The organism is Undibacterium sp. SXout20W (assembly GCF_049340285.1).
In the GTDB taxonomy this organism is placed as follows: Bacteria; Pseudomonadota; Gammaproteobacteria; order Burkholderiales; family Burkholderiaceae_D; genus Undibacterium.
This window is the reverse complement of sequence record NZ_JBMPPH010000003.1, coordinates 42151-66172: the sequence shown is the minus strand read 5'-3', so window position 1 is coordinate 66172 and position 24022 is coordinate 42151. Positions and strand designations below refer to the sequence as shown.

Annotated in this window: 21 protein-coding genes; 16 read left to right on the top strand and 5 right to left on the bottom strand. The window is 44.6% G+C overall.

The features are described 5' to 3' along the window. The first annotated feature begins 85 nt into the window (after positions 1 to 85). The 4 genes from ACO0K1_RS02880 (at position 86) to ACO0K1_RS02865 (ending at position 6202) form a co-directional block, all read left to right on the top strand. Positions 86 to 2164, top strand: a complete 2079-nt coding sequence (locus ACO0K1_RS02880) for a 3-hydroxyacyl-CoA dehydrogenase NAD-binding domain-containing protein (RefSeq protein ID WP_423022497.1) — start codon at positions 86 to 88, stop codon at positions 2162 to 2164. Between the two features lie 196 nt (positions 2165 to 2360). Beyond that, positions 2361 to 3044 (top strand): GAF domain-containing protein, encoded by a 684-nt coding sequence (locus ACO0K1_RS02875; protein ID WP_423022495.1) that lies wholly within the window; start codon positions 2361 to 2363, stop codon positions 3042 to 3044. A gap of 68 nt (positions 3045 to 3112) precedes the next feature. After that, complete coding sequence (locus tag ACO0K1_RS02870) at positions 3113 to 4351, top strand: voltage-gated chloride channel family protein (protein ID WP_423022493.1); 1239 nt, start codon at positions 3113 to 3115, stop codon at positions 4349 to 4351. Positions 4352 to 4600: 249 nt separating this feature from the next. After that, positions 4601 to 6202 carry an ABC-F family ATPase gene (locus ACO0K1_RS02865; protein ID WP_423022491.1) on the top strand — a complete coding sequence of 534 codons (1602 nt, stop codon included), beginning with the start codon at positions 4601 to 4603 and terminating at the stop codon, positions 6200 to 6202. A 77-nt stretch (positions 6203 to 6279) separates the two neighbouring features. Here the strand turns inward: ACO0K1_RS02865 and ACO0K1_RS02860 are convergent, their stop codons facing one another. The 4 genes from ACO0K1_RS02860 to ACO0K1_RS02845 form a co-directional block, all read right to left on the bottom strand. After that, a complete protein-coding gene (locus ACO0K1_RS02860) occupies positions 6280 to 6891 on the bottom strand; it encodes a hypothetical protein (RefSeq protein ID WP_423022489.1) in 612 nt (203 codons plus the stop codon). A 389-nt stretch (positions 6892 to 7280) separates the two neighbouring features. Further along, positions 7281 to 9170, bottom strand: coding sequence for a ferrous iron transporter B (feoB, locus tag ACO0K1_RS02855; RefSeq protein WP_423022487.1), 1890 nt, complete (start codon positions 9168 to 9170; stop codon positions 7281 to 7283). Continuing rightward, positions 9170 to 9472, bottom strand: a complete 303-nt coding sequence (locus ACO0K1_RS02850) for a FeoA family protein (RefSeq protein WP_423022485.1) — start codon at positions 9470 to 9472, stop codon at positions 9170 to 9172. The genes feoB and ACO0K1_RS02850 overlap by 1 nt, the downstream gene beginning before the upstream one ends. A gap of 190 nt (positions 9473 to 9662) precedes the next feature. After that, the gene (locus tag ACO0K1_RS02845) at positions 9663 to 10730 is read right to left on the bottom strand and encodes a DNA-binding protein (RefSeq protein WP_423022483.1); all 1068 of its coding nucleotides are present in this window, start codon (positions 10728 to 10730) and stop codon (positions 9663 to 9665) included. Between the two features lie 252 nt (positions 10731 to 10982). On the opposite strand from ACO0K1_RS02845, the gene ACO0K1_RS02840 reads away from it, so the two are divergent. From ACO0K1_RS02840 to ACO0K1_RS02810, 7 genes are all read left to right on the top strand, one after another. After that, positions 10983 to 11987, top strand: a complete 1005-nt coding sequence (locus tag ACO0K1_RS02840) for a tyrosine-type recombinase/integrase (protein ID WP_423022481.1) — start codon at positions 10983 to 10985, stop codon at positions 11985 to 11987. 665 nt (positions 11988 to 12652) lie between these two features. Further along, a complete protein-coding gene (locus ACO0K1_RS02835) occupies positions 12653 to 13195 on the top strand; it encodes a GspH/FimT family pseudopilin (protein WP_423022479.1) in 543 nt (180 codons plus the stop codon). Further along, a complete protein-coding gene (locus tag ACO0K1_RS02830) occupies positions 13192 to 13812 on the top strand; it encodes a type IV pilus modification PilV family protein (RefSeq protein WP_423022477.1) in 621 nt (206 codons plus the stop codon). Before ACO0K1_RS02835 ends, ACO0K1_RS02830 begins: the two co-directional genes overlap by 4 nt. Then, entirely contained in the window at positions 13809 to 14699 is an 891-nt protein-coding gene (locus ACO0K1_RS02825; protein WP_423022475.1) for a PilW family protein, read from the top strand. Before ACO0K1_RS02830 ends, ACO0K1_RS02825 begins: the two co-directional genes overlap by 4 nt. After that, a complete protein-coding gene (locus tag ACO0K1_RS02820; protein WP_423022473.1) occupies positions 14696 to 15373 on the top strand; it encodes a pilus assembly PilX family protein in 678 nt (225 codons plus the stop codon). The genes ACO0K1_RS02825 and ACO0K1_RS02820 overlap by 4 nt, the downstream gene beginning before the upstream one ends. Positions 15374 to 15389: 16 nt before the next feature. Then, positions 15390 to 18761, top strand: a complete 3372-nt coding sequence (locus tag ACO0K1_RS02815) for a pilus assembly protein (RefSeq protein WP_423022471.1) — start codon at positions 15390 to 15392, stop codon at positions 18759 to 18761. Then, complete coding sequence (locus ACO0K1_RS02810) at positions 18743 to 19234, top strand: type IV pilin protein (protein WP_423022469.1); 492 nt, start codon at positions 18743 to 18745, stop codon at positions 19232 to 19234. Before ACO0K1_RS02815 ends, ACO0K1_RS02810 begins: the two co-directional genes overlap by 19 nt. Positions 19235 to 19419: 185 nt before the next feature. On the opposite strand, the gene ACO0K1_RS02805 is transcribed toward ACO0K1_RS02810, so the two are convergent. Then, complete coding sequence (locus ACO0K1_RS02805; protein ID WP_423022467.1) at positions 19420 to 19995, bottom strand: SAM-dependent methyltransferase; 576 nt, start codon at positions 19993 to 19995, stop codon at positions 19420 to 19422. A 348-nt stretch (positions 19996 to 20343) separates the two neighbouring features. Here ACO0K1_RS02805 and ACO0K1_RS02800 point away from each other — a divergent pair, with 348 nt between their 5' ends. The 5 genes from ACO0K1_RS02800 to ACO0K1_RS02780 all read left to right on the top strand — a co-directional run bounded on the left by ACO0K1_RS02800 (position 20344) and on the right by ACO0K1_RS02780 (position 24002). Then, positions 20344 to 20823, top strand: a complete 480-nt coding sequence (locus ACO0K1_RS02800) for an FKBP-type peptidyl-prolyl cis-trans isomerase (RefSeq protein WP_423022465.1) — start codon at positions 20344 to 20346, stop codon at positions 20821 to 20823. Between the two features lie 220 nt (positions 20824 to 21043). Beyond that, on the top strand, positions 21044 to 21322 hold the full coding sequence (locus tag ACO0K1_RS02795) for a DnaJ domain-containing protein (protein WP_422998658.1): 279 nt from the start codon (positions 21044 to 21046) through the stop codon (positions 21320 to 21322). Further along, entirely contained in the window at positions 21319 to 21915 is a 597-nt protein-coding gene (locus ACO0K1_RS02790) for a hypothetical protein (RefSeq protein ID WP_423022463.1), read from the top strand. Before ACO0K1_RS02795 ends, ACO0K1_RS02790 begins: the two co-directional genes overlap by 4 nt. 8 nt (positions 21916 to 21923) lie before the next feature. Continuing rightward, the gene (locus ACO0K1_RS02785; protein WP_423022461.1) at positions 21924 to 22682 is read left to right on the top strand and encodes a hypothetical protein; all 759 of its coding nucleotides are present in this window, start codon (positions 21924 to 21926) and stop codon (positions 22680 to 22682) included. Between the two features lie 96 nt (positions 22683 to 22778). Beyond that, positions 22779 to 24002, top strand: a complete 1224-nt coding sequence (locus ACO0K1_RS02780) for a hypothetical protein (protein WP_423022459.1) — start codon at positions 22779 to 22781, stop codon at positions 24000 to 24002. The last annotated feature ends 20 nt before the right edge of the window (positions 24003 to 24022 follow it).

Below are 24022 nucleotides of genomic sequence, written 5' to 3'. Positions count from 1 at the left end.
ATTTCGGATAATCAATGAGTCATGCTGAGAAGTAAGCATTGAATCAACTAAGTAATTCAATAGTAATCCAACTTTAGGAAGAGACATGAGTGCAGAATACAAAGCAGAAGGTAATATTGCCGTCATTACCTTAAATAATCCACCCGTCAATGGATTAGGCTATGCCACCAGACATGCAATTGTGGAAGGAATGAAGCTGGCATTAAATGACAGCGCGATTACCGCCATTGTCATCACTGGTGCAGGTAAAGCGTTCTCTGGTGGTGCTGATATTAAAGAATTTAATTCGCCAAAAGCGTTTGCAGAGCCAAGCTTACACACTGTTATTAATGTGATTGAGTCCTCAGAAAAGCCCGTTGTGGCGGCGATACACACCGTCTGTATGGGCGGCGGCCTTGAGCTGGCATTGGGATGTCATTACCGGGTTGCAAGTGCTGGTGCACAAATCGCGTTACCTGAAGTGAAATTGGGAATTCTGCCAGGTGCTGGCGGCACGCAGCGTCTGCCACGTGTAGTTGGTCTGGAATTAGCATTGAATATGATCGTCTCAGGTACACCTATTGCTTCCGAAAAATTGGCGAAGACCGCATTATTTAATGAAATCGCTGAGGGGGATTTGCTGCAAGCTGCCATCGCGTTTGCCAATAAAGTGGCTGATGTGCGTCCGTTGCCCAAAGTCCGGGATATCAAGATTGATTATCCAAATTACGAAGCATTTTTACAATTCTCACGCAACACAGTACGTGCCATGTCAGGACCGTTTCCTGCGCCACTAAAGTGTGTGGAAGCTGTCGCTGCATCGGTAACTAAGAAGTTTGATGATGGCATGAAGATTGAACGTGATTTGTTTTTAGAACTTGTTCAATCGTCTGAATCGAAAGCGCTACGCCACGCATTTTTTGGTGAACGTGCCGCGAGCAAATTGCCTGATGTTCCCGAAAATACACCGGTTCGCCCAGTCAAGGCCGTGGCAGTTATTGGCGCAGGTACCATGGGTGGTGGTATCGCAATGAATTTTGCTAATGCTGGAATTCCGGTGAAAATTCTGGAAATGAAGCAAGAAGCGCTCGATAAAGGTTTGGCGACCATTCGCAAAAACTACGAAAACACCCTGAAAAAGGGTAAGTTAACCCAAGAGAAATTCGATCAACGCGTTGCTTTGATCACGGGCACCCTGTCGTATGAAGAAATTGGTCAGGCTGATCTGGTGATCGAAGCAGTATTTGAAGACATGGGCGTGAAAGAGCAGGTCTTTAAAAGGCTTGATGAAGTAATGAAGCAGGGTGCAATTTTAGCGTCTAACACATCCACTTTAGACGTAGATAAAATTGCGGATTTCACTCAACGTCCTCAAGATGTCGTTGGTACGCACTTTTTCAGCCCTGCGAACGTCATGAAATTGCTTGAAATCGTGCGCGGCAAAAAAACTGCGAACGACGTTTTAGCGACTATCTTGGGTATTTCCAAAAAAATTAAAAAAACTGGCGTCGTTTCTGGTGTTTGTGATGGGTTTATTGGCAATCGTATGATTGAACAATATAGTCGCCAAGCAGGGTTTTTATTGGAAGAAGGTGCAACACCGGAGCAAGTGGATAAAGCCGTAGAAAAACTTGGCTTTGCGATGGGGCCGTTCCGCATGGGCGACTTGGCTGGGAACGATATCGGCTGGTATATCCGTAAGCGCCGTTATGTCGAGAAGCCACAAATAACGTATTCCAAAACTGCCGACTTGTTATGCGAACTGGGACGTTTTGGACAGAAAACCGGTGCAGGTTGGTATGATTACAAACCAGGTGATCGTAAGGCTTATCCATCCTCTGTGGTCAACGATATGATCGTACAACACTCTGCTGATTTGGGAATTACACGTCGTAAAATTACTGATCAAGAAATTGTTGAACGTTTGATTTATTCTCTCGTCAATGAGGCTGCTTATATTTTGGAAGAGGGTATTGCAACTCGTGCCTCAGACATTGATATGGTCTATCTGACTGGCTATGGTTTTCCATTGCACACGGGTGGTCCAATGTTCTATGCGGACACGGTTGGATTACCGAACGTTGTAATGGCAATGGAAAAATACGCCAAAGGTCGACATGGCGATGCTTGGAAGCCAGCGCCATTGTTAGCTAAATTGGCTGAAGAAGGTAAGACTTTTAATTAAATAAATGTAGATAATTTTTGAATTAAAGACGCAGCTCACTATTGGAGCTGCGTTTTTTTTGCGCCAAATCATTTATCGGGACCGTAAAGTCTGTTGACGTATTGGGCTTTAGCAAAGAGATTGGGTTGTTTTTTTGTTTCTGACGCATAAGCCTGTATCTGCTAAACTCGATCGCATTTTTATCCGCAAATAATTTATGTTAATCGACCAATACCTTTCCTTGAGTGGCATTCAACTTTCAGACTTCTCGCCTGACTTTAATGAATCTTTTGCTTCTTTTCAGCGGCAACTCGATGCGCTAGACGGCCATCAAGAAGCAGATTTGACATGGCAATATCAAGTGCCCGAATTAGGGGAGGGAGGTTCTTGCTCACTTTTTGATCAATTAGCAGATGAACCTTATGACTTGTCGATCATATTAGGTGGGAAAACCACTCTAAACATCGAGATGCTCACACAAGTGAGTGCGCTGGTGAAGTTTTACCAGGCACATAGTGGTAGCCAATGGTTTGGCGTTTATCAAAAGCGTCTGAATCCTCAGGGTCAGCTAGTACTCGTAAAACTTGCATATTTTGGTGCTGCATCGCGGGCTGAATTTCCACTAACGCAAGAGTTTGCAGCGATGAGTAATAACAGTACCGTAGGTTTGACTGGCAAAGCTCGCATAATTAACGACGTCGGTGTTTATTTGTCGGCAGGTGGTGAATACTATACTTGTGACCCCAAGGTGCAGTCTGAGGCATGTTTACCTATATTTGCGAGTGATGGCAGCTTAATTGGAATCGTTGATTCGGAAGCATTTGGGAAGAATGTTTTTGTTGGAAATGAGCTTACCTTGTTATTATCCGTAGTGATCAAATTGGCGAGTATTTTGCGTTAGGTTTTTGATGACTTTTTTGGGGATTTTTGTTATCCGTATTTCTTTTGCTGACGGGATTCAGGTTGGGTATGGGAAAATCAGACAAGGTTGATCGTTATCTGCCTTTGATTTATTTGGCAAAATGGATCGCTTTAGCATCTTTGGTCGCACTGTCTGCGGGATCTGCTTCGGCATTTTTTTTGTTTGCCCTTGATTGGGCAACGCTGACTCGTATTGCTCATCGTGATTTAATATTGTTGCTTCCTTTCGCAGGTTTTACTGTCGGATGGCTTTATTTGCATTTTGGTCAGACTGTAGAAGCTGGCAATAATCTGTTGATTGACGAAATTCACGATCCTAAATCAGTTATTCCTCTCCGTATGGCGCCTCTGGTGCTTGCGGGAACCCTCGTGTCGCATTTGTTTGGCGCCTCAGTTGGTCGCGAGGGAACAGCTGTACAAATGGGGGGAGCGCTAGCTGATCAATTTACGCATATTTTTAAATTGAAGCATGAAGATCGACGGATTTTATTGATGGCGGGGATCAGTGCCGGATTTGCGTCGGTCTTTGGTACGCCGTTGGCGGGTGCTATATTCGGTTTGGAGGTGCTGGCTGTGGGTCGCTTGCGTTTTGATTCGCTACTACCATGCTTGCTTGCGGCTATTATTGCTGATCAAGTCGGCTTATTGTGGGGCGTCCATCACACGCATTACCACATTAATGCGATCCCGCATTTTACCTTGACACTCTTATTGGCGATCATCGTGTCTGGTTGTCTTTTTGGTTTGGCTGGAAGGAGTTTTGCTGGTGCTACACATCAACTCAGTGCATTGATGAAATCCAAGGTGGCGTATGCACCTTTGCGGCCGTTTTTGGGTGGCATTGTGATCGTCTGCGTAGCTTATTGTTTGCCGGTCGATCAATATTTAGGTTTAGGAATTCCAGGAATCGTTAATGCTTTTCAACAGCCTGTCGCTGTGGTTGATTTTGCCGCCAAAGGCTTATTGACGGTTGCGTCACTCGGATCTGGTTTCAAAGGGGGCGAAGTAACACCGTTATTTTATATTGGAGCAACGTTGGGTAACGCATTAGCTCCAATTCTGAACTTACCTTTTGCTTTCCTTGCCGGTATCGGATTTGTTGCCGTATTTGCAGGTGCTGCAAATACGCCAATTGCCTCTACATTGATGGCTGTGGAATTATTTGGCGCCGAAATAGGCGTATACGCTGCAGTAGCGTGTGTCATGAGCTATTTGTTTTCTGGGGAAACCGGTATTTACCGTGCGCAACGAAAGTCTTCCAAAAAAATCTCTTCGATAAACGATTGATAAAGAGAAATGTTGTCTCGAAATATTTAAACTAAGTGACTAAGTGACTAAGTGACTAAGTGACTAAGTGACTAAGTGACTAAGTACTTGAATTAGTGAAAAAATATTAATAAACAAGAAGCTTCTAGTCAGTTAATTTGCGCCTCTAACCTGCTAAATTTAGCCATTGATACTCCGGCTTCAAAATCTTAGTTATGAGCGATGGTATAATAGAAGGTTAATTCATATCATTATCGCAAAAGGTTTTCTGTGCTCTCCACCGCTAATATTACCATGCAGTTCGGCCCTAAGCCGCTGTTTGAAAACATCTCCGTCAAATTTGGCGAAGGCAATCGTTACGGCCTGATCGGTGCTAACGGTTGCGGTAAATCAACTTTCATGAAAATTCTTGGTGGCGATCTGGAACAATCTTCCGGTACTGTCATGTTAGACCAAAATGAACGCCTCGGTAAATTGCGTCAAGATCAGTTCGCCTTCGAAGATATGCGCGTTCTCGACGTGGTAATGATGGGGCACACAGAAATGTGGGCTGCGATGGCTGAGCGTGATGCGATTTATGCCAACCCCGAAGCGACCGATGACGACTACATGAAAGCCGCGGATCTGGAAGCGAAATTTGCGGAATACGATGGTTATACCGCTGAAGCTCGTGCTGGTGAATTGTTGCTAGGTGTTGGCATTCCCACAGATCAGCACCAGGGAAATATGAGCTCTGTCGCACCTGGCTGGAAGTTGCGTGTATTGCTCGCTCAAGCTTTGTTCTCGAATCCTGATATTCTGCTGCTTGACGAACCGACCAATAACTTGGATATCAATACAATTCGCTGGTTGGAGGACATTCTTAATCAGCGCAATTCAACAATGATCATCATCTCCCATGACCGTCACTTCCTGAATCAGGTTTGTACACATATGGCTGATATGGATTATGGAACGTTGAAAATCTACCCTGGCAATTATGATGATTACATGCTCGCATCCTCCCAGGCACGTGCGCAGCAATTAGCAAACAACGCTAAAGCGAAAGAAAAAGTCGCCGAATTGCAAGATTTTGTGCGTCGCTTTTCAGCAAATAAATCGAAAGCGCGTCAAGCAACATCTCGTGCTAAACAGATAGAAAAAATCAAGATCGAGGATTTTAAACCGTCGAGCCGCCAGAATCCTTTTGTTCGCTTCGACGGCGAGAAAAAATTGCATCGTCTCGCAGTCGAAGTGCAAGGAATCACAAAGGCCTATGACCGACCATTGTTTAAAAATGTCGAGTTGATGGTGGAGGCGGGTGAGCGGATTGCAATTATCGGTTCAAACGGCATCGGTAAAACGACATTATTACGCTGCATCGGCGGGACTGATATCGCCGGTCTGGCGGCGGACCGTGGATTGGTTAAATGGGCTGAAAATGCGAACGTTGGCTATATGCCGCAGGATCCAACAGAGGAATTTGCTGTTGATAAAAACCTGACCGATTGGATCGGACAATGGACGCAAGAGGGCGACGATGATCAGGCTGTGCGTTCTATTCTTGGTCGCTTATTATTTGGTGGCGATGATGTGAAGAAGTCTGTAAAGGTTTTATCCGGTGGTGAAAAAGGTCGTATGATGTACGGCAAATTAATGCTCGGTCGTCACAATGTCTTGTTACTGGATGAGCCAACGAATCACATGGACATGGAGTCCATCGAGTCGTTGAATATAGCCCTGGAAAAATACGCTGGTACCTTGATTTTTGTGTCTCATGATCGAGAATTCGTATCTTCACTGGCAAATCGAATTTTAGAAATCAAAGAAAACGAAATTATTGATTTCCGTGGTACTTACGAAGAATATCTGAGTAGTCAAGGTATTGAATAAGTTGAGTTCCCATTAGATGTCGATTAAAGAGCCCGGTTTGGCGAAAAGCTACCGGGTTTTTTTTATAAATGAATGCGTTATTCAAGATCAAGTACGGTTAGTCTGGTGAGGCTGTCATTTCTCGCTTTTTCGCTCTCATAAAGCAGTACATCAAGCCTGTCGCGCATGCCACGTGCAATGTCGCGACCTTTTAATTTGAGAATTGCTTCAAGATAAGGTTTTCGTAAATTTTTAAAATCTTCAATGCTCTTTGCGCGTTCTACTTTTAGCTGCAAGGCAAATCCCCGCAAGCCCAACATGCTTTTGATGGTTTCGTTAAAGAAATTATAGAGCAGTAAAAATTGTTCAGATTCAACGCGCTCAATATATTCAGCCACCGCATCAGAGCTATCAATTTGCTTTTTTTCGTTAGCAGCCTTGGGTGTTTTAATGACTTTTGTCGCGCTTGTGTCGTTGCTTATTTCTGCCGCTGTTCTTGAGAGGACTGGAGTAATCATGTCGAGATCAAGTAACTCTTGCAGGCTATTTTCATCTAAGCCAATTGCGGCCAGTTTATTGAGTAATTCAGCTGCACTTTTCTTGCCGTCTACCATTACTAGTAATGATCGAAGACGATTGGCCAGTTGGTGTTTTCTGGTTGCAATTTCTTCCCGACCTTTTTCTGTCTTATCGTATGCTGAACTGAGCATGTTGTATGGCGACCCCAAGTATTGTCTAAGAGCCAGAATTGCATTCTGGTAAGTGAGCAAAAGGATACAGCAGCTGAGGCGGGTAGGCTATAGGGAAAGACGCATTAAATTTTCGGAAAAAAATAAAATAAATTATGTTTTTCGAATGAAATTAATTGGTTTTATAACGACATCACGATTAACAATTGTTGACGTTTCGCAGCTATTACACGACGACGAACACGAGCTCGCACATTTTTTTACCGTGCCTTCAAAATAGGATGCCAGACGAGGGTGGCGAACGGATAATCTTGAGCGAACTTTCTCCCGCAGCGTGCGCGGCATCCATTTAAAAAATAGATAAGCGATCGCAGTCAATAAGATCAATACGGTGATGGTCGATTGCATGCTCAAACTCCTGTCAAAAACCTTGCGAGCTGATAAGTAATAAACGAAGCCAGATACGCCAGACCAAATAAGTAACCCGCCATTAAAACGGGGTAACGCATCGTATTCGTTTCTCTCTTTACCACGCTTAGTGTGGCAATACACTGTGGCGCAAATACGTACCACGCAAGAAGCGATAATGCTGTAGGCAAGCTCCATGAATGCGAGATGAGTGGCTCCAGAGAATGGCTTAATTCTTCACCAGACTGCGATAATGCATAAACTGTTCCTAGTGCAGCCACTGCAACCTCGCGCGCGGCAAGGCCTGGAACCAATGCGATACAAATTTGCCAGTTAAAGCCAATCGGTGCGAAGGCGTATTCCAGAAGCCGTCCAAGATAGCCAGCAATGCTATAGTAAATTGGTGGCTGAGTCGCATTTTCTGGGACACCCGGAAAGCTGCTCAAAAACCAGAGTAACACCATGAGCGACAGGATAATTGTGCCAACTCTGGTGACGAATATTTTAATTCTTTCCCATAAACCCAAAAGAAGGTTTCGTGTGTTTGGCCAGCGGTAGTCTGGTAGCTCTAGCATCAACGGATGTTGCTCTGCATTGCCCCACAAACGTTTGAAAACCAAGGCAACTAACATTGCGGAAACAATACCCGCGATATATAAAATAAAAAGTACCAGGCCTTGAAGACTGAGAAAACCAAGCACCGTACGCTCAGGAATGAATGCAGCAATCACTAATGCGTAGACCGGAAGTCGAGCCGAACAAGTCATTAGCGGCGCGATCATAATGGTCACCAGACGATCGCGGGGATTTTGAATTGTGCGTGTCGCCATGATGCCTGGAATGGCGCAAGCAAAACTGGAAAGCAGGGGAATAAAGGCACGTCCCGACAATCCGACTTTGCCCATTATCCGATCTAGTAAAAAAGCTGCGCGTGGTAAATAGCCGGAATCCTCCATCACGAGAATGAAGAAAAATAAAATGACGATTTGCGGTAAAAATACAAGTACGCTACCAGCACCTCCGATCACACCCTTCACGAGCAAGCCTTGTAACATGCCAGGTTGAAGTGCATCTTCAACTAAGTGCCCGACATGTTCTATGGCAGCTTTGATAAAATCCATAGGCGGTTGTGCCCATGTAAACACTGCCTGAAAAACCAGGAACATGAGAGCAGCGAAAATTACTGGCCCCAGCAATGGATGGAGTAAGTAATTATCAATGCGAAAGCTTAAAGGAAGGCTGGTCGTGCTGTTCTCAGACTTTTGTAGAACGCAGGATTTTAAAATTGCATTCGCGGCAGCTTGAATCTCTTCGGGTGAATGTGGGTCGAGTGGAATAGGTTTTGTCGCCGTCGTTGAATTAAGCGACAGTGCTAAGGATTCCATTTCAATGAGTAAATTCTCGACGCCTCTACTGTCGACCGCCACTGTTTCAACTACTGGAATTTCAAGCGCTCGTTGTAGCGCTTTAATGTCAATGTGAATATCGCGTTTTTTGGCGACATCCATCATGTTAACGGCAAGGATAAGAGGTAGCTTCAGTGCTTTCAATTCTAGTGCTAGACGCAGCCCCCTTTTTAAATTGGTGGCGTCTACTACGCATAAGATGGCATCAGGTAGCGCCTCATTTACGCGTTCCCCGGTAATAACTTCTTCAGTAATCTTCTCATCAGGTGTGATGGCATGAAGGCTGTAAGTGCCAGGTAAATCCAAAACATGCCATAGTCTGCCGTTGGCTGAGGTAAATTTCCCCTCTTTGCGTTCAATAGTGACGCCAGCGTAGTTTGCTACTTTTTGACGTGCGCCAGTCAGGCGATTAAATAGTGCAGTTTTTCCGCAGTTCGGGTTGCCTACTAATGCAATGCGCGGAGAGAAAAGGGTGTTCAATGTCATTAAATTCGTCCGGACTTTGTAACGCTAGTAACACTAATGAGGGCTGCTTCAAAATTACGTAGGGCAAACGTAGATTGTCCAATTCTTACGGCAATGGGTTCACCGCCAAAATAACCTTTATGCAATATAGTCAACTCTTCACCGCACACAAACCCAAGCTCCTTAAGGCGCCTTGAAATCTCGCTCATGTCTGAAGTAGACTCTTTGCTATGATTTGCAACGAGACTCACTACTGCTTTTTCACCGACTTTAAGGCAATTAAGAGTTGTGTGGTTCGTTTGGTTTTGGTGGGTCTTATCCATGATGCATGACTTTGAAAATTGCTGATGTATCAGGGCTTCTAGATTGGAAGGTGCCTGTAATTCTAAATGATAATGAGAATATATATCAATATGCTTTAGCCGACAATCGATATCGCCGTTGGATGCTCGAAAGCTGATGTGTTTTTAATCATGAAATATCATTCGATTGTCGTATTTGATCATGAAAATCTTATTCAGTGGCCTCGTCGCTGAATTTCTCGCTGGGAGCTTTTCCTGAAGCTGGTTGTAGTCGATGGTCTTGTAAAAGCTTGCTTAGTAACTTGAGTTTCTCATGCTCGGAAGAGGAATTTTGCTCATGCGCTTTCTGTAATTGCACTTCTAGCGAATATTGCATATTTTTAGACACTGCTAGTTCTATCTCGATCGCCTGAAGTTTTATTTGTGAGTCTTGCAATAATGAAGTTACATCATTTTTATTGCGTTCTGTTTCGTCTAGCTTAAACATTGTTTTGTTATACAAACTTTCTAAGTCGCTTAATTCTTGGAGCTGAATTTGCGTAATCTCTTTCATTTTGTCTTGTGTTGTCCGAAGCTGTTTGTTTTCACTATGCAATTGTGCATTTTCACTTTGCAGTCCTGCCTGTAGCGCTTTGTTGTGTCGTAGATCGCTCTCACATTGAAGGATGCGCGACTCGTAAGACTGTTTTTCTTCAAGGCGTTGATTTTTGCTGGCTTCTTGAAAATGCTCAAACTGGGAACGTGCTGAATCGAGCTGTCCGTGCAGTGCCTTGACTTGATCGATGCTGTCATTAAGTCGGTTCAGTAAACCTTGATTTTCATTTTTTAAGGCTGTGAGCTCGAGATGAGACTGTTGCAATTGGAGCTGAAGCACATTATTCGTATTTTTGATGCGATTGCTTTCTTCTTCGAGATGATCACGCTGATTGGATAAGTCATTTACAGTGGTTGAAATCGCTTTGATTTGGATCTCTTTTTCAGCCAGATTTTGTTCGCAACTGGAACGTATTTCGTCTATCGCATTGGCGGATTCCGCTTTAATCAATTCGTAAACCCCTCTGACCGCATTCAATATTGATTCTGGCAAGCCGGAATTGATGATTGTCATTTCCCCTAGATGTTCTTCTTTCCATTTTTTTAGCATGGGTGCAATCGTGCTTTTGCTTCCGGTATCTCCCATCATTTGTCTCACGTTATCGACTGTGGGCGTGCTTCCAGATTGTTTGATTTTATCTGCAGCTCGTGCGACATCTGAATAAAGGATTCCTGATCTGGCCATCGTTACCTCGAATAAGATTATTCATTACGTATTATGTAATATTATGTTAAGCAATACGAAATTAGTGAAATATATTAATAAATATAACATGCGATAATGTATATTATCGTACGTTATAATGGCAACCAAATTGGATTGTTGGGTCGTACAGTACAGCGTGTTGTGAAAAGCACTTTTGCGCACCAATCCGAGACTGCGAGTACATATTGCAAAATATCCCTAAATTTGGAATTCGAACGGCAGATTGAAATAATGATTCCTCAAAAGAAATTTCCTTCAGTTAAAGAAAGCTGGAAAGTGGCTGATGACCGTAGTCAGCCTCAATCAGAAACGATCAACGAGATTAGCCATGCGCTTCTGTTAAGTGAGGAATTTATTGCGGCAGCAACCTCTGATGCGACGCGACGAGCGTATCGCTCCGCCATCAGGCATTTTTTGAGTTGGGGCGGGCGTCTGCCAGCCAATGAGGTGATGATCATTCAATACCTTGTCGCTTTTTCTGAAACGCTTAATCCTAGGACCTTGAGTCTTAAATTAACTGCTATTTCCCAATGGCACCGGCACCAGGAATTTGTCGATCCATGTGCCTTCCCATCAGTGAGAAAAGTGCTACTTGGCATATCGCGCACGCATGGAACGCCAAAGCAAAAGGCACCCGCACTATTACTTGCTGATGTGGAAAAAATTGTTTTGCATTTACAAAAGGATGACTCATTAAAAGCGTTGCGTGATTGTGCGCTATTGCAAATAGGATACTTTGGTGGCTTTCGTCGGTCCGAATTAATAAGTCTGTGTATTTCACACCTGACTTGGGCGCGAGAGGGAGTGGTCATACAATTGCAAAGATCTAAAACAGATCAAAGTGGGCAAGGGGTAACCAAAGCAATTCCTTATGGCACTGGCATATGCTGTCCAGTGACGGCACTAAAGAAATGGATTGATGCAGCAGAAATCCATAATCGCTCCATATTTAGGAGCGTTAATAAGTGGGGTAAGGTAAGTGAGAATGCCATAAATGCCGCCAGTGTAAATTTAATTTTGGTGGATTTAGCGAGCAATGCTGGGCTTATACATCTGTCTTCGATCAGTAGTCACAGCTTAAGGCGTGGCATGGCAACCAGTGCCTTTAGGGCCGGCGCGAAATTTCGAGATATCAAAAAACAAGGCGGCTGGCGTTTTGATGGTACCGTTCAAGGATACATTGACGATGCGGATCGGTTTCAGGAAAACGCAGTGAGTGGCTTGTTGAGACCCTGAATTGGCACCGTCATCGTTAAAATGATTGTTTTATAGCCAGTCACACTTACATTTAAAATAATAATTTGTCGTATATTTGACAATTTCGGGACAGAATAGATGACTATTGTGTAAGCAAGTGTATCTGGAACTGTTTCGCTTGACTGGATTTGTCAGATGGCTGATTCGTGTACAGGGCAAAACGCGGCAAATTTGCGGATTAAGTTTTGCTACTTTTACAGACTTGACTTGATGTTAAATATACTGGGGGCAGATTGTGAGCCTGTTTGGCCCCAGTGAAACTATGCCACACCTTGCAGGAACATATTTTCCAGGCACTAAATATGGTTTGAATAAATAGATAACAATTATTGAGTAAGTATTAGCAAAAAATAACAAGTAATAACATGCATCAACTAGCATCCGTGCGAAGCACGAGTCAATGTAGATTCTTTACTTGAATAAGTTGCGCCATGGAAATAAAATTAGAGGTAATTGTTAAAATTTGTGATTTAATGCAAATGTAAGATCTCCTAGTCTCTCATTGTATATAAAGTAACGAGCTTCTAATCAGGTGGGTAATTTAGTAACATTTTAGTTATGTCCGAATTTGTCACAGATCCACGTTGGAATCAGTGCTTTTTAAGTTTTTAAATGTTGAGTGATTTTATTGAAGAGCGTCTTTAATGGTATTTCAAAAGCAAATTAGGCAATACATTGGTTTTACGACGATTGAACTCGTCGTCGTGATGGCAATCGCAGGCATTTTGATCGCCATCGTGGTGCCGAGTTTTCAAGCGGCGATAAAAATCGCATCCACGACGAGAGAGATCAATGCTTTTGTCGGTGATTTAGGCTTTGCAAGAGCTGAAGCAATCAAGGAAGGGGTATCGGTGACCATGTGTGCATCATCAAACGGTACGTCTTGTTCAGGTTCTAATAATTGGCAAAATGGCTGGATTATCTTTTCAAATCCGGGGCTGACAGGAACCAATATTGTGCCTCTCCGAAAACAACTTGCCTTTACCAGTACCGATACTTTAATCGGAGATAATTCAACATCTGCAATTAATTTTTCATTAGAAGGTTTTACGATAAATTTACCGGGGAATCCGGTGACATTTGCAGTGCAAACGGTGCCGCTCGTTGCCTCGTACACGCAATGTACCGCGGTGAATAATGCAGGGCGACATGTCAATCAAAAGTCAGGTACGGGGAATTGTCCATGACTGCGCGCAAAATCTGCCTTCATCCGTCGCAAAAAGGATTCACGTTATTTGAAGTGTTGATAGCGATGGTGGTCTGTGCCGTCGGCCTGCTTGGTTTGGCGAAAATTGCGGCATTAGCCGTGTCAACCACACAAAATGCCGGATCGCGCTCTTTAATCGCGGTGCAAATGGAGAGTCTGGCGTCGATGATGCACGCGAATAGTACAACCGATATCGATAAGACTACCAACCTGCCCAGGGGATTCTGGCAATCAGGTCAAATACTTAAATTTACTGCATCTGGAACGACTATTACTGATTCGACAGGGCTTCTGACTAACGTTCCTGCATCTGGCTGTGTCGCACCGGCGACTTGCACCCCGGCGCAAATAGCCGCTGTGGACGTAAATAATTGGGTCAAGGACATGAATAGTCAGTTTCCGACTTATGGCGCAACAGTGACCTGTAGTGCGCCCGGAACGGTTGCTATCGCGGCGTCTAGTACTGCACCGACCGCAATCGATTGTTCAATTAATGTAACGTGGACTGAGAAACAGATTGCAGTTAATGCAACGGCTGCAGCTGGATCAGCAACGCAAATCTCTACACAGTCTTATACCGTGTATGTAAAGCCATGAAAATGCCAACTAAGGGAAAATTGAGCCCACTATTTGCTAATCAAGGTAAATTCAGACAAACTGGATTTACGTTGGTCGAACTGATGATCGCAATCACCGTGACGCTTGTGTTGGTTGCCGGAATTGTCGGGATGATCGCTGGCTTAACGAGAAGTTTTTCTACACAGGACGCATTGACGCAAATTCAGGAAAATGAGCGTTTCGCGATTTCAGTATTGGATTCAACCATCAGAAATACTGGATATTTTCCTGGTGCTGAAAACTTTACGACGCCTGCTGGCGTTACATTCACGGAGCCCTCGGGTGGTCAATTAAAGGCATTTCCTGCAACGACGACGGCAAACCCTGACGGTACAACTTTTGCGGCGGGTCAAGTGATTGTTGGCACCACAACGGCAGGAAGCGATACGATTAACGTCCGAGTCATTAGTAATCCAAATAGTACCGTGACGAATTGTCAGGGTGATGTAAATACCTCGGGATCCGCTGTGATTTGGACGAGTAGCCTCACCGTTAATGCATCGAATCAATTAATTTGTACCGTGAGTGTTAATGGTGGTGCGCCCGGTGCGCAGACCATTCTGGCGGATAATATTTCCTCGATGAAAATAACGTATGGCTTGCAGACGCAAACACCTACTTGTTTATCTGCACGCCAAGCCCCGCCACTTAATGTGGATGCTTATATTGACGCATCGGGGTTAAACGCGCCACAAGCGCCTCAATCCTGTTGGCTTTTGGGGGCAGTGACGCCAATAAATTGGATGTATGTGATGTCGGCGCAAATAAAATTGACGTTTGTTAATACGGTGGTTCCAAAGTCAGGTGGAACTACGCCGACACTGACACCGATTTTGCATACGATTTACATGATGAATGTGACATGACCGTGAATATGAACCTTGATTTTGCTCGAAAAAATCCGAGTGCGGGCAACAAGTGCACGCTGCCAGATACAGATGAGCGTGGCATCGCCTTGGTTACTGCATTGCTGATTTTGGTGGTGTTAACGTTAATCGGTTTGACGATGTTTCGGGGTTTTGGTCTGCAACAGAAAATTGCAGGTAATACGCGTGAAAAGGAGCGTGCATTTCAGGCAGCGCAAAACGCGCTTGAATATGGCGAATGGTGGCTCGTTAATGGTACTCAAGGAACATCAAGGCCTGGTTCTGGCTCACAGTGTTCCTCAAGCAAATCGAAGGCGGTGACCGATCAATCCATTATGTTTGTCTGTTCGAATCCACTAAGCAATCCTACTAACCTTGCCAGTTGGCCATCGGTGTTAACTTACACACCTCCACCGATGAAAGTTGCGTCTGGTGGTGGTGTAGTGACAGATGGATTTCAAAATTCGGATATTAATTACAGCCAGGCACCGGGCATTTATATCAATTTTCAAAATCGCGTGATTGACTCACGCGGCAATACGACAAACGTCTATACAGTGACGGCGGTCGGTTTTGGTGGGAGTGCAAATTCTACGTCGATCGTACAGAGCGTTTATTCTGTAACGGTTGGAGGAAAGATCAAATCTCTTTCTCAAGATCCAATCAATAATTGACAGGAAGGTTAACATCATGAAGTTCGATAAGCAGATAATTCTATGTACTGCTGCTGTGACTGCGATGGTCGCCTCATTTAATAGTATTGCCCAAGTGGTCGTCAATGACACATTGACCGGGGCATCATCCAACTCCCCATTGAAGTGGCAAACTTTTGGTGACACTTGTCTGACTGCGGGTGATGGTTCCGCAAGTTCAATTCCTCCATGTACAGCCAAGAATGTGAATACTGGTAACGCACAGGTTGGCGGTGTTAATGGCAAACTTCCTGACCCGATAGGCCAGGGCGCGTTACGCCTGACGAATGGTGGAAACAGCGATACTTCCCGAACCGGGCAAATCGTTTCAACCGTGCCTTTTAATACATCACAAGGTGTTCAGGTAACTTTTACGACGGTCACATATGGCGGTAACGGGTTTGGAAACAACTATGGCCAAGCATCGGGCGCTGACGGCCTTGCATTTTTTTTGGTTGACGGTGCAAAACTGACAAATCCAGCTTCAAATATGGTGCTGGGTGCATTTGGTGGTAGTTTGGGCTATAGCTGCTCCAATAATAAGTATCAAAACAATGGTACAGATGGTGGTTATCTGGCAGTGGCGATCGATGAGTATGGTAACTTTTCCAATCCGGGTGATACTAGTTCAGATGGCCCTGGTCAGACGCCGGGTGCCATCGTTGTCCGTGGTTCCGGAAGTGTCTATTATCCGTCGTTGACTGCGTATAACTCTAACTATTATCCTTCGTGGGTATCAAGCAGCCCAGGTTCCTATCAGTACTACACAAACGGTCAAAACTACAGTCAGCAACAAGCTGCGGTTTACTACACGTGCAAGACCGGTTATTACCAGCAATGGAATTCGAACGGTTACTGGCAGTCAACGAATGTACAGGCACCTGATTACCGTATCATTACTGGGCCGACGCCCATGAACGCTACTATTTATAGCCAGGAAGGTTCAAATTCTTCAACGCGTGGTGCGGCGACGCCAATTACTTACGGTTTAAAAATTACACAAAATGGCTTATTGAGTCTTTCGTATAGCGTAAATGGTGGCGCGACTACGCCTGTTATTTCTGGCCAAAGCATTATTGCGAATAATGGAGCAGTTCCTGCAACATTATTGTTCGGTTTTACTGCGGGTACTGGTGGTGGTACTAACGTCCACGAAATTACATGCTTTAAGGCGGCACCAATTAATGTCGCCGGAGATTCGGCGGGCTCGAACGCCCAGCAGGCTTCCAAAGTCCAAACTGACTCACAAATTTATTTGGCTTTTTATCATTCTTTGAATTCGTGGGGACAACTGCAGGCGTTTAATTTATTAACGGACACGACGACCGGTGCCGTATCTATTGCCTCGACCGCAAACTGGGATGCAAATTGCGTACTAAGTGGTTGCTCCTCAGCGCCTACTGCAACAAAACAATCGCCGACATCCAGAACAATATTAAGCTGGGATCCGGTTGCGCGTAATGGGATTCCTTTTGAATATGCCAATCTTAATTCGACGCAAGTAACTGCTATCGGAGGTACCGGATCCGGCCCCAATACGGGTACAAACCGGGTCAGTTATTTAAGGGGTGATACAACAAATGAGATCAACTCATCCGGAGTAGGACCATTTCGTGCGCGTACCGGTATTTTGGGTGACATTATGAACTCAAGCCCGGTTTGGGTAGGCGGGCCAAATGTACCTAGCGTTTTACCTACCACTGACGCAATTTATAACAAAGCGTTATCCGGATATAGCACCTATACATCATTCGCAAACTCCTATGCCGCAAGAACGAATATTGTCTACATTGGCGCCAATGATGGGATGCTGCATGGTTTTCGGGCGGGGAATCCAAATGATGGGAAGGAGATGATTGCGTATATCCCTGATGCTGTCGTTAATAGCATTCACACTGCAAATTCATCTCTTGATTATTCATCGCCAAGTTATGCGCATAATGTGTATGTCGATGCAACCCCAGGTACAGGAAGTTTGTATTACGCCAATGCATGGCATACGTGGGTAGTCGGTGGTCTGGGCGCGGGTGGTAACGCTTCTGGTGCAATCAATAATGTCACGAGTGCGGCCAATGGCGTAATTTATGCGCTCGACATCACTGATCCATCAACTTTTCAGGAAAGTAATGCAGCTAAGCTCGTTATCGGCGAATGGAATTCGTCCAATATTAGCTGCTTGAACGATACTAAATGCAAAACTAAATTAGGTAGCATTTTTGGTACCCCAATTGTTCGTTTAATGCATGATGGCAACTGGGCGGTGATATTTGGTAATGGTCGGAATAATGCCAACGGTACCTCGGGTATTTTTATCATGTCGATCAATCAAGGGACGGGCGCGATTACGTTTAATTTCTTTGATACGAAATCTGGTAGTGCGAGCAATATCAATTGGATCGATTATGCAACCTCTGCAGATCTGGATGGGGATGGTGTCGTCGATTATATTTATGCTGGCGATGCTTACGGACAGCTGTGGCGATTGGATGTCACAAGCAATGATTCAAGCAAATGGACAATGGGTTCTAGTCCCATCTTTACCACACCGGCCGGTCAGCCAATTACGACGAAAGTTTTAGTGAGTTCGTCACAGCAAGCAAAAGGAAATGCTCGTATCATTTTGAATTTTGGTACAGGTGTTCAGTATCCGCAGACATTAACAAGCGGTGCAACATATGCGAGCGGTACGCAAGCTTTGTACGGCATTTGGGATTCCGATATGACAGCTTGGAATGCTTTAAGCCCTCTCGATTATGCAGCGTTGCCGGCGGGTCAAGTAGTAAATACGAGTAATTTGCAGACCCAAACCATCACCAACTACAGTGGTGGCACTGGTTCAGTTTCCGGTTATCGGACATTGACTCAAAACCCGGTTTGCTGGAAAGGATCAACGACGTGTGGCACGACGAACAATCAGTTCGGATGGCAAATGTCTTTACCAAATTCTGGAGAGCAAATTATTTATAATCCAGTAATTCAAAATGGTGGGTTATTTGTAAATACAACGATTCCAGCGGTCAATCAAGTGCTAAGCTGCTCCACACAACCCGCATCAGGCTTTACAATGGCTATTGCACCTGATACGGGTGGAGCTCCTGTGTCGTCGTATTTTTCGACGGCAGCACTCAATGCAGGGATATCAGCGCCAGCGGGTGCGGTGATTGCAGGATTAGGATTGAGTGGTACAGGTACGCCGACTATTGTAACGTCAACCGGTAAATCGGGAAGTTCTGGAAGCACAGGTAGTACCGGGTCCATTAGTCAGCAAACTATGGTGCAGCAAAATACGTCTGGTACAGGTAGCGCAACCGTGATTGATCAAGCAGGATCTTCAAATGGCAAGCGCGTTACTTGGGTGAAATTGCGTTGATTAAGAAAAGGATTGCTATGAAAATAAAGTTAAACATCAATAAAAAACAAGGCTTTACTTTGATAGAGCTGGTAATTGCGATTGCAATTGTTGGGCTGCTTGCTGCAGTGGCCCTTCCAGCCTATAACAGTTCGATCATGAAAGGTCGACGGGTAGATGCCAAGAATGCGGTTCTTGACCTTGCCGCCAGAGAAGAGAAGTTTTTTGCCACGAATAACACTTATGTTGCCACAATGGCGCAACTGGGCTTGAATGCTGCAGCGGGTGCGACTACTGTTGCAATCATGTCTGGAAATACAAGTTATTACACTCTGAGCGTGCCGACGCAAACCGCAACGTCTTATACGATCAACGCAGCCCCAACTGGCACCCAGACTGCTGACGCCTGTGGCACCTACGTAGTAGATTCACTTGGTTCGCAAACAAATTTCAACGGCGCTGGAATGATTGCTGCTTCTGTCGGTTGTTGGTAGGTAGGTGGAAAGTAAATACCAGCGCATTGATGCTGTATGAAAAAAGAAGGCGAGATCAGTTCTGTGCCTTCTTTAGGTATCCAGTGTGTACTCGTCTTTCTGATGAAGGATTGTGTGACAACCCTGATGCGGTGAGCAGACTATTGACGTTTCAAGCTGTTTTCTCGATGTTGTAAATCTTTGTGCTACCCAATTTCATACTCCAATGGCGGCTCATCCCCTGCTAGTGCGCCAGAATTTATGGGTAGACCCTCGCCAGCACGAATCATGCTATCGGCATGTTCATAGACATTTGGACAGGCTGTTTCCGCAATGAGTGACTTGACTATGGTGACTTTCCACGCATCAACCCCAGCAGCCTGAAATTGGCAAACAAGATAACCAGGATTTTGACCATAATGGTCTACGAGTAGACCAGGTAGTTGATCTGCTTCGCCGTTAATCAGACGCTGTGGCGATGTGGATGATGTTTTGCGCGGCTGTGTTTTTGCTAGCGCGGTTTGGACGCGACGTTTGATCATTGCGTGATCAACAGCCTCCTTCTCATCTAAGGTCCATACGCGTGCTCTGATTTGAGACTTCGGACTCCAACTTGCTCTGGCTAAAAACTGTCCTGACGATGATCTTACAAGAGCTGTTCCGCCGGGTTTAATTCTCTCCTCAAATTTCCCATCTATTCTTGAAATTGCTGATAAATAGATCCAGGGATCACCTGCCAATATTGCTTTTTCTTTACCTTGTTTAATTGTAATAATGAGCATTTTGGTGGTCCTGACTGTTGGTTGATTGGAGGGTTGCGGAATATACCTTGATTCTCCAGTGTTCCGCAACGAAAGCTTTGTCTTTTTCGATCACAGGGAAGCGATGAGAGAAATACGCGCCTCTGCTACAATAGCAACCTTGTTCTGAATTTGACTGCCTTTTAATTAATATTCCGCAGACCTTTAAGTCGTCATTGCAATAAGCTGAATAAACAGAGTAAGCTGTATTGGTTCAATTGTTGTCGCAAAAAAAGGGAGCATCATAGTGCCGTAGTCAATTTGTTGGCGCTTTGTTTCTCTGTTTGCACTCAAATTCCCACTTATTTATCTTAATTTTTATCTAACATTATGCACATTATCCCTAATTCCGTTGTCAGCCTGAACTATACGATGTTTAATGAAGAAGGTAACATCATTGATCAGAACCAAGATCCTATTGTCTATTTGCATGGTGGTTACGACAATATTTTGCCTGCTGTCGAAGCAGCGCTTGATGGTAAATCGGTTGGCGATAAGGTTTCTGTGACCTTGACACCTGAAGAAGGCTTTGGCGAGTTTGATGCACAATATGTGCGTCAAGAAGACGTTGGTTTATTTCCACCAGACATCGAAGTAGGAATGATGTTTGAAACACGCGACCCGGAAACAGAAGAAACGATGCAATTCCGCGTTACGGCAATTGATGCTGGTGTCGTTACCGTTGACGGCAATCATCCGCTGGCCGGTATGACGATTCGTTTCGATGCCGAAGTGTTAGAAATTCGTGAGGCATCTGATGAAGAAGTGGTACATGGTCACGTTCATGGTGAACACGGGCATCAGCATTAACTTCCTCGCATAACCCGGCCAATTTTGTCGATGCTTTTTAATAGGATAGCAAGTAGTGGCAATGAGCTATTTGCTTGCTTCAGTGCCGGGTTTGACATGCAAAAATGATCGCTATTTGAGTATGACATTTGCTTAGTTTGGTTGAACTAGTGCTTTTTTTAACCGATTCGGCAGATGCGGCTCATTTGCGCAGAATTCCGTTGATTTTTTCAAAGAATCTATGAAAGATTACTACGTCATTCTGGGTATCGCACCAAATGCTACTTTGGCCGATATTAAGAAAGCCTTCCGTCAGAAAGCAGCAGAATTTCATCCTGACCGAAATACGTCAGAGCTGGCGCCAGAAAAGTTTCATGCGGTAAAGGAAGCCTACGATATTTTGTCAGATGATGCGGCACGTACCGCTTATGATGAAAATCGTCGTCGCAATCTATTGGATTCACCGTTAGAGACCGCGACTGAAATCTGGAAGCATTATTTATCAGGAGTATTGAAGTGAAATTGTCACGTTTTTTTGAAGACTTGACCTCGGTCTACAATGCCGAAATTGAAGATTTAAAGTCAGATTCAGAAGGAAAAAATATCCTCAAGGCCAGACTTCGCGAAAAGGCCGAGCAGTTGCCTTTATTGCTGCCGATGATGGAAAGTAATCCCGAAATGCTTGCATCAGCCTTTCATTCAGGGTTCATCTTTATGAATCCTTTGGTGATGGAAACCTTGAGTACAAAAGAAGAGTCCAAATTACCTTCATGGAAAAGTCTGGCAACGGCTGTCAAATTAGAACCGTGGGCAGAGCCTCTAAGTCAAATTGTGCTTAAGGAAGACGGCGGTGAGCGTTTTATGGTCATCGCAGCGGCGCTGGAGTACCTCAATCGAGGATTGCAAGCTCGCAAACATAGCGCGACCAATACCTTAGAGGATGATGAAGATAGTGAAGCCAATGAAGAAGCGGAAGAATTAAAAGAAAACGGCGATCTGGATGGGAACTATGGCCGCCATGGTCGCGATGATGGCGATGATGGTGACGATTACGATCTTGATGAAGCAGGCGCAGACTGGCTCGCCGAACAAGGTTTTGACCGCAAAGATTAAGGAATAGTATGACTTTACCTGCATTAATTGAAGCGCAAAATCTCATTCTGGCAGGTGATATCGCTGGTGCTGAATTTGCATTAGCGAATATTGCTGAAACGCAAGGTGATAAGGCATTAGTTGCGGCATTGGATGATTTTCCTTCTAAGGATTTGTTGGCCATCATTCGTGAATATGATGCGTCAAAGGAATCGTTGGTGAATCTGTTAGTGACGCCAGAGCAGTTTGCTCAGGCGGTCGTTTTGGAACGCCGTTACGGCGATCAGACGCATGAACAACTTCGTGGAATGATTAATTCCGTGATCTTCCGGGAGGGTGCTGATCCGGCAGAGTTTCTCTATGAAATCGCTGAAGTTGATGGTGGCTATGACGCACTGGTTGATTATTTGCTCGATCGTACGCAAATGGTGGAACATTTTTACCGCTACGCCACGTTTGATCTGTATGAGTACGGTGACGGCGCCAAGACCCAAGCGCAAGAAGATGATTTGATGAATATTGATCGTGACACAGAAAGCCTGGCATCGCCGCTGGATATGGCTAATCTGGAGGATCGCGACTGGATGCAAGTGACGTATATTCTACGTTATGAATTGCCAGAAATATTCCGTGAGGTTTTGATGAAATTACGGGCGCGCTACAAAGCGTACCTGGCAAATCTTCAAACCGATGAACTTGAAGGTGAATCGGAATCTGAAGAAGAGGAACGACCAAAAAATAACGACGATGGTGATGATAAGGATGATGACGAAGAGTCTGCTTTGTAACACTTATTCGCCGTTTTAAATAAGTGCAGGGCGCTGAGTGCGTTCTGCATTTTTTATTTGTTTTTGCAGAAAAATTTTTAAACGAGTAAAGATCCTATGTCTGATTCCCAATACGATATTGCCCTGATCGATAACCGTCCATTTTTCGAATCTGCTCTACGTCATGGCGTTCAAAGAGCGATTATCCCTAACAGTAAAGTTGCCGCCATCGAAGCAGAGGCGCCTAAAGGGATGGTGCAGATTGCAGACGTCTTCGGTAGTAAATATTTGCGTCCCGAAATTGAGGCTGCACGCAAACGCATCGTTAATCTGGCCAGCCTTTATTTGATCGAAACATCGAAGGGTGATCTTGATGTGGCTGCAAAACTCATTCGTGATAATACGTTTTTGACTTTGTCTCGTGGTGGTTCAGGTTTGTTAAAGGCACTGTTTGCGTTACCTGAATACGCTTTACTTGGGCGAGAGGCAAAAGGCCGTGTGGAGGATTTTTTGGAGGCATGGTCTCTGAAGGAAAAACCACATGAATATCGCAACACGCTTGAATATCGTCAGCAAAATGCCTTAGAAATCGAAGCAGGTTATTGGTTTGGTGAGTATCTCGGTATCTCGATTGAGAATTTAAAAGAAGAGGATGCCGAAGCAGTTGGCGTGGTTCGCTCTGCATTGCTAGTGATGATGTTTGGCGGGCCAGACGATAATCTCGCAAATCAACTTGAATTTGCGACGTTGCTAGAAACTATACGTGGCATGTCGAATGCCAAACGCAACAAGGCTGTTGCGAGCGTTGATGTGAGCGATATTCCTGTTCAATTTATGCCGGTCGTAGAGCGTATTGTTGAAGAGATTAAGTCGCATGACCTCCCAGTTTTGCAAGACAAGACAGCGTCGCTTGATCGTTTGGTGTATTCGCTGAAAGATAAATATTACCTCGGCGATCACGAGATTGAAGATACCTCCGATTACGATGCATTAGTTTCTAAAGAGTGGAGTCGCTTAACAAAGGGTAAGACCGATGTAGATTCACTGATGACACTGTTTGTTTGCATTTCTGCTGGCATCGCGCCAAAAACAAGCATATCGGAGAGGCTCGCAAAGACGATTGTTAAGCAATTTCGAAATGAAGGCTTTAAACATGAGTTAGCGACAACGTGGATTAAAAAGTCAGCTCCTCATGAAAAGCAGGAAGGTTTATTGGAGGATTGGGTTAATTTTATTGAAGAAGCCGATAACTACTTGCTTGATGACTGGGACACGTCTTACAGTGGTGCTATGCGGTTCCTTGCGCTGCATTGCCACGTGCAGAAAGCCACCGCCAAATAAGGTATGTGGTGTGTAATCTG

Bases quoted from the DNA above. Each gene is read 5' to 3' on its own strand.
- ACO0K1_RS02880 (WP_423022497.1), top strand. From the start codon at position 86: ATGAGTGCAGAATACAAAGCAGAAGGTAATATTGCCGTCATTACCTTA.
- ACO0K1_RS02875 (WP_423022495.1), top strand. From the start codon at position 2,361: ATGTTAATCGACCAATACCTTTCCTTGAGTGGCATTCAACTTTCAGAC.
- ACO0K1_RS02870 (WP_423022493.1), top strand. From the start codon at position 3,113: ATGGGAAAATCAGACAAGGTTGATCGTTATCTGCCTTTGATTTATTTG.
- ACO0K1_RS02860 (WP_423022489.1), bottom strand. From the start codon at position 6,891: ATGCTCAGTTCAGCATACGATAAGACAGAAAAAGGTCGGGAAGAAATT.
- feoB (WP_423022487.1), bottom strand. From the start codon at position 9,170: ATGACATTGAACACCCTTTTCTCTCCGCGCATTGCATTAGTAGGCAAC.
- ACO0K1_RS02850 (WP_423022485.1), bottom strand. From the start codon at position 9,472: ATGGATAAGACCCACCAAAACCAAACGAACCACACAACTCTTAATTGC.
- ACO0K1_RS02845 (WP_423022483.1), bottom strand. From the start codon at position 10,730: ATGGCCAGATCAGGAATCCTTTATTCAGATGTCGCACGAGCTGCAGAT.
- ACO0K1_RS02840 (WP_423022481.1), top strand. From the start codon at position 10,983: ATGATTCCTCAAAAGAAATTTCCTTCAGTTAAAGAAAGCTGGAAAGTG.
- ACO0K1_RS02835 (WP_423022479.1), top strand. From the start codon at position 12,653: ATGGTATTTCAAAAGCAAATTAGGCAATACATTGGTTTTACGACGATT.
- ACO0K1_RS02830 (WP_423022477.1), top strand. From the start codon at position 13,192: ATGACTGCGCGCAAAATCTGCCTTCATCCGTCGCAAAAAGGATTCACG.
- ACO0K1_RS02825 (WP_423022475.1), top strand. From the start codon at position 13,809: ATGAAAATGCCAACTAAGGGAAAATTGAGCCCACTATTTGCTAATCAA.
- ACO0K1_RS02820 (WP_423022473.1), top strand. From the start codon at position 14,696: ATGACCGTGAATATGAACCTTGATTTTGCTCGAAAAAATCCGAGTGCG.
- ACO0K1_RS02815 (WP_423022471.1), top strand. From the start codon at position 15,390: ATGAAGTTCGATAAGCAGATAATTCTATGTACTGCTGCTGTGACTGCG.
- ACO0K1_RS02805 (WP_423022467.1), bottom strand. From the start codon at position 19,995: ATGCTCATTATTACAATTAAACAAGGTAAAGAAAAAGCAATATTGGCA.
- ACO0K1_RS02800 (WP_423022465.1), top strand. From the start codon at position 20,344: ATGCACATTATCCCTAATTCCGTTGTCAGCCTGAACTATACGATGTTT.
- ACO0K1_RS02795 (WP_422998658.1), top strand. From the start codon at position 21,044: ATGAAAGATTACTACGTCATTCTGGGTATCGCACCAAATGCTACTTTG.
- ACO0K1_RS02785 (WP_423022461.1), top strand. From the start codon at position 21,924: ATGACTTTACCTGCATTAATTGAAGCGCAAAATCTCATTCTGGCAGGT.
- ACO0K1_RS02780 (WP_423022459.1), top strand. From the start codon at position 22,779: ATGTCTGATTCCCAATACGATATTGCCCTGATCGATAACCGTCCATTT.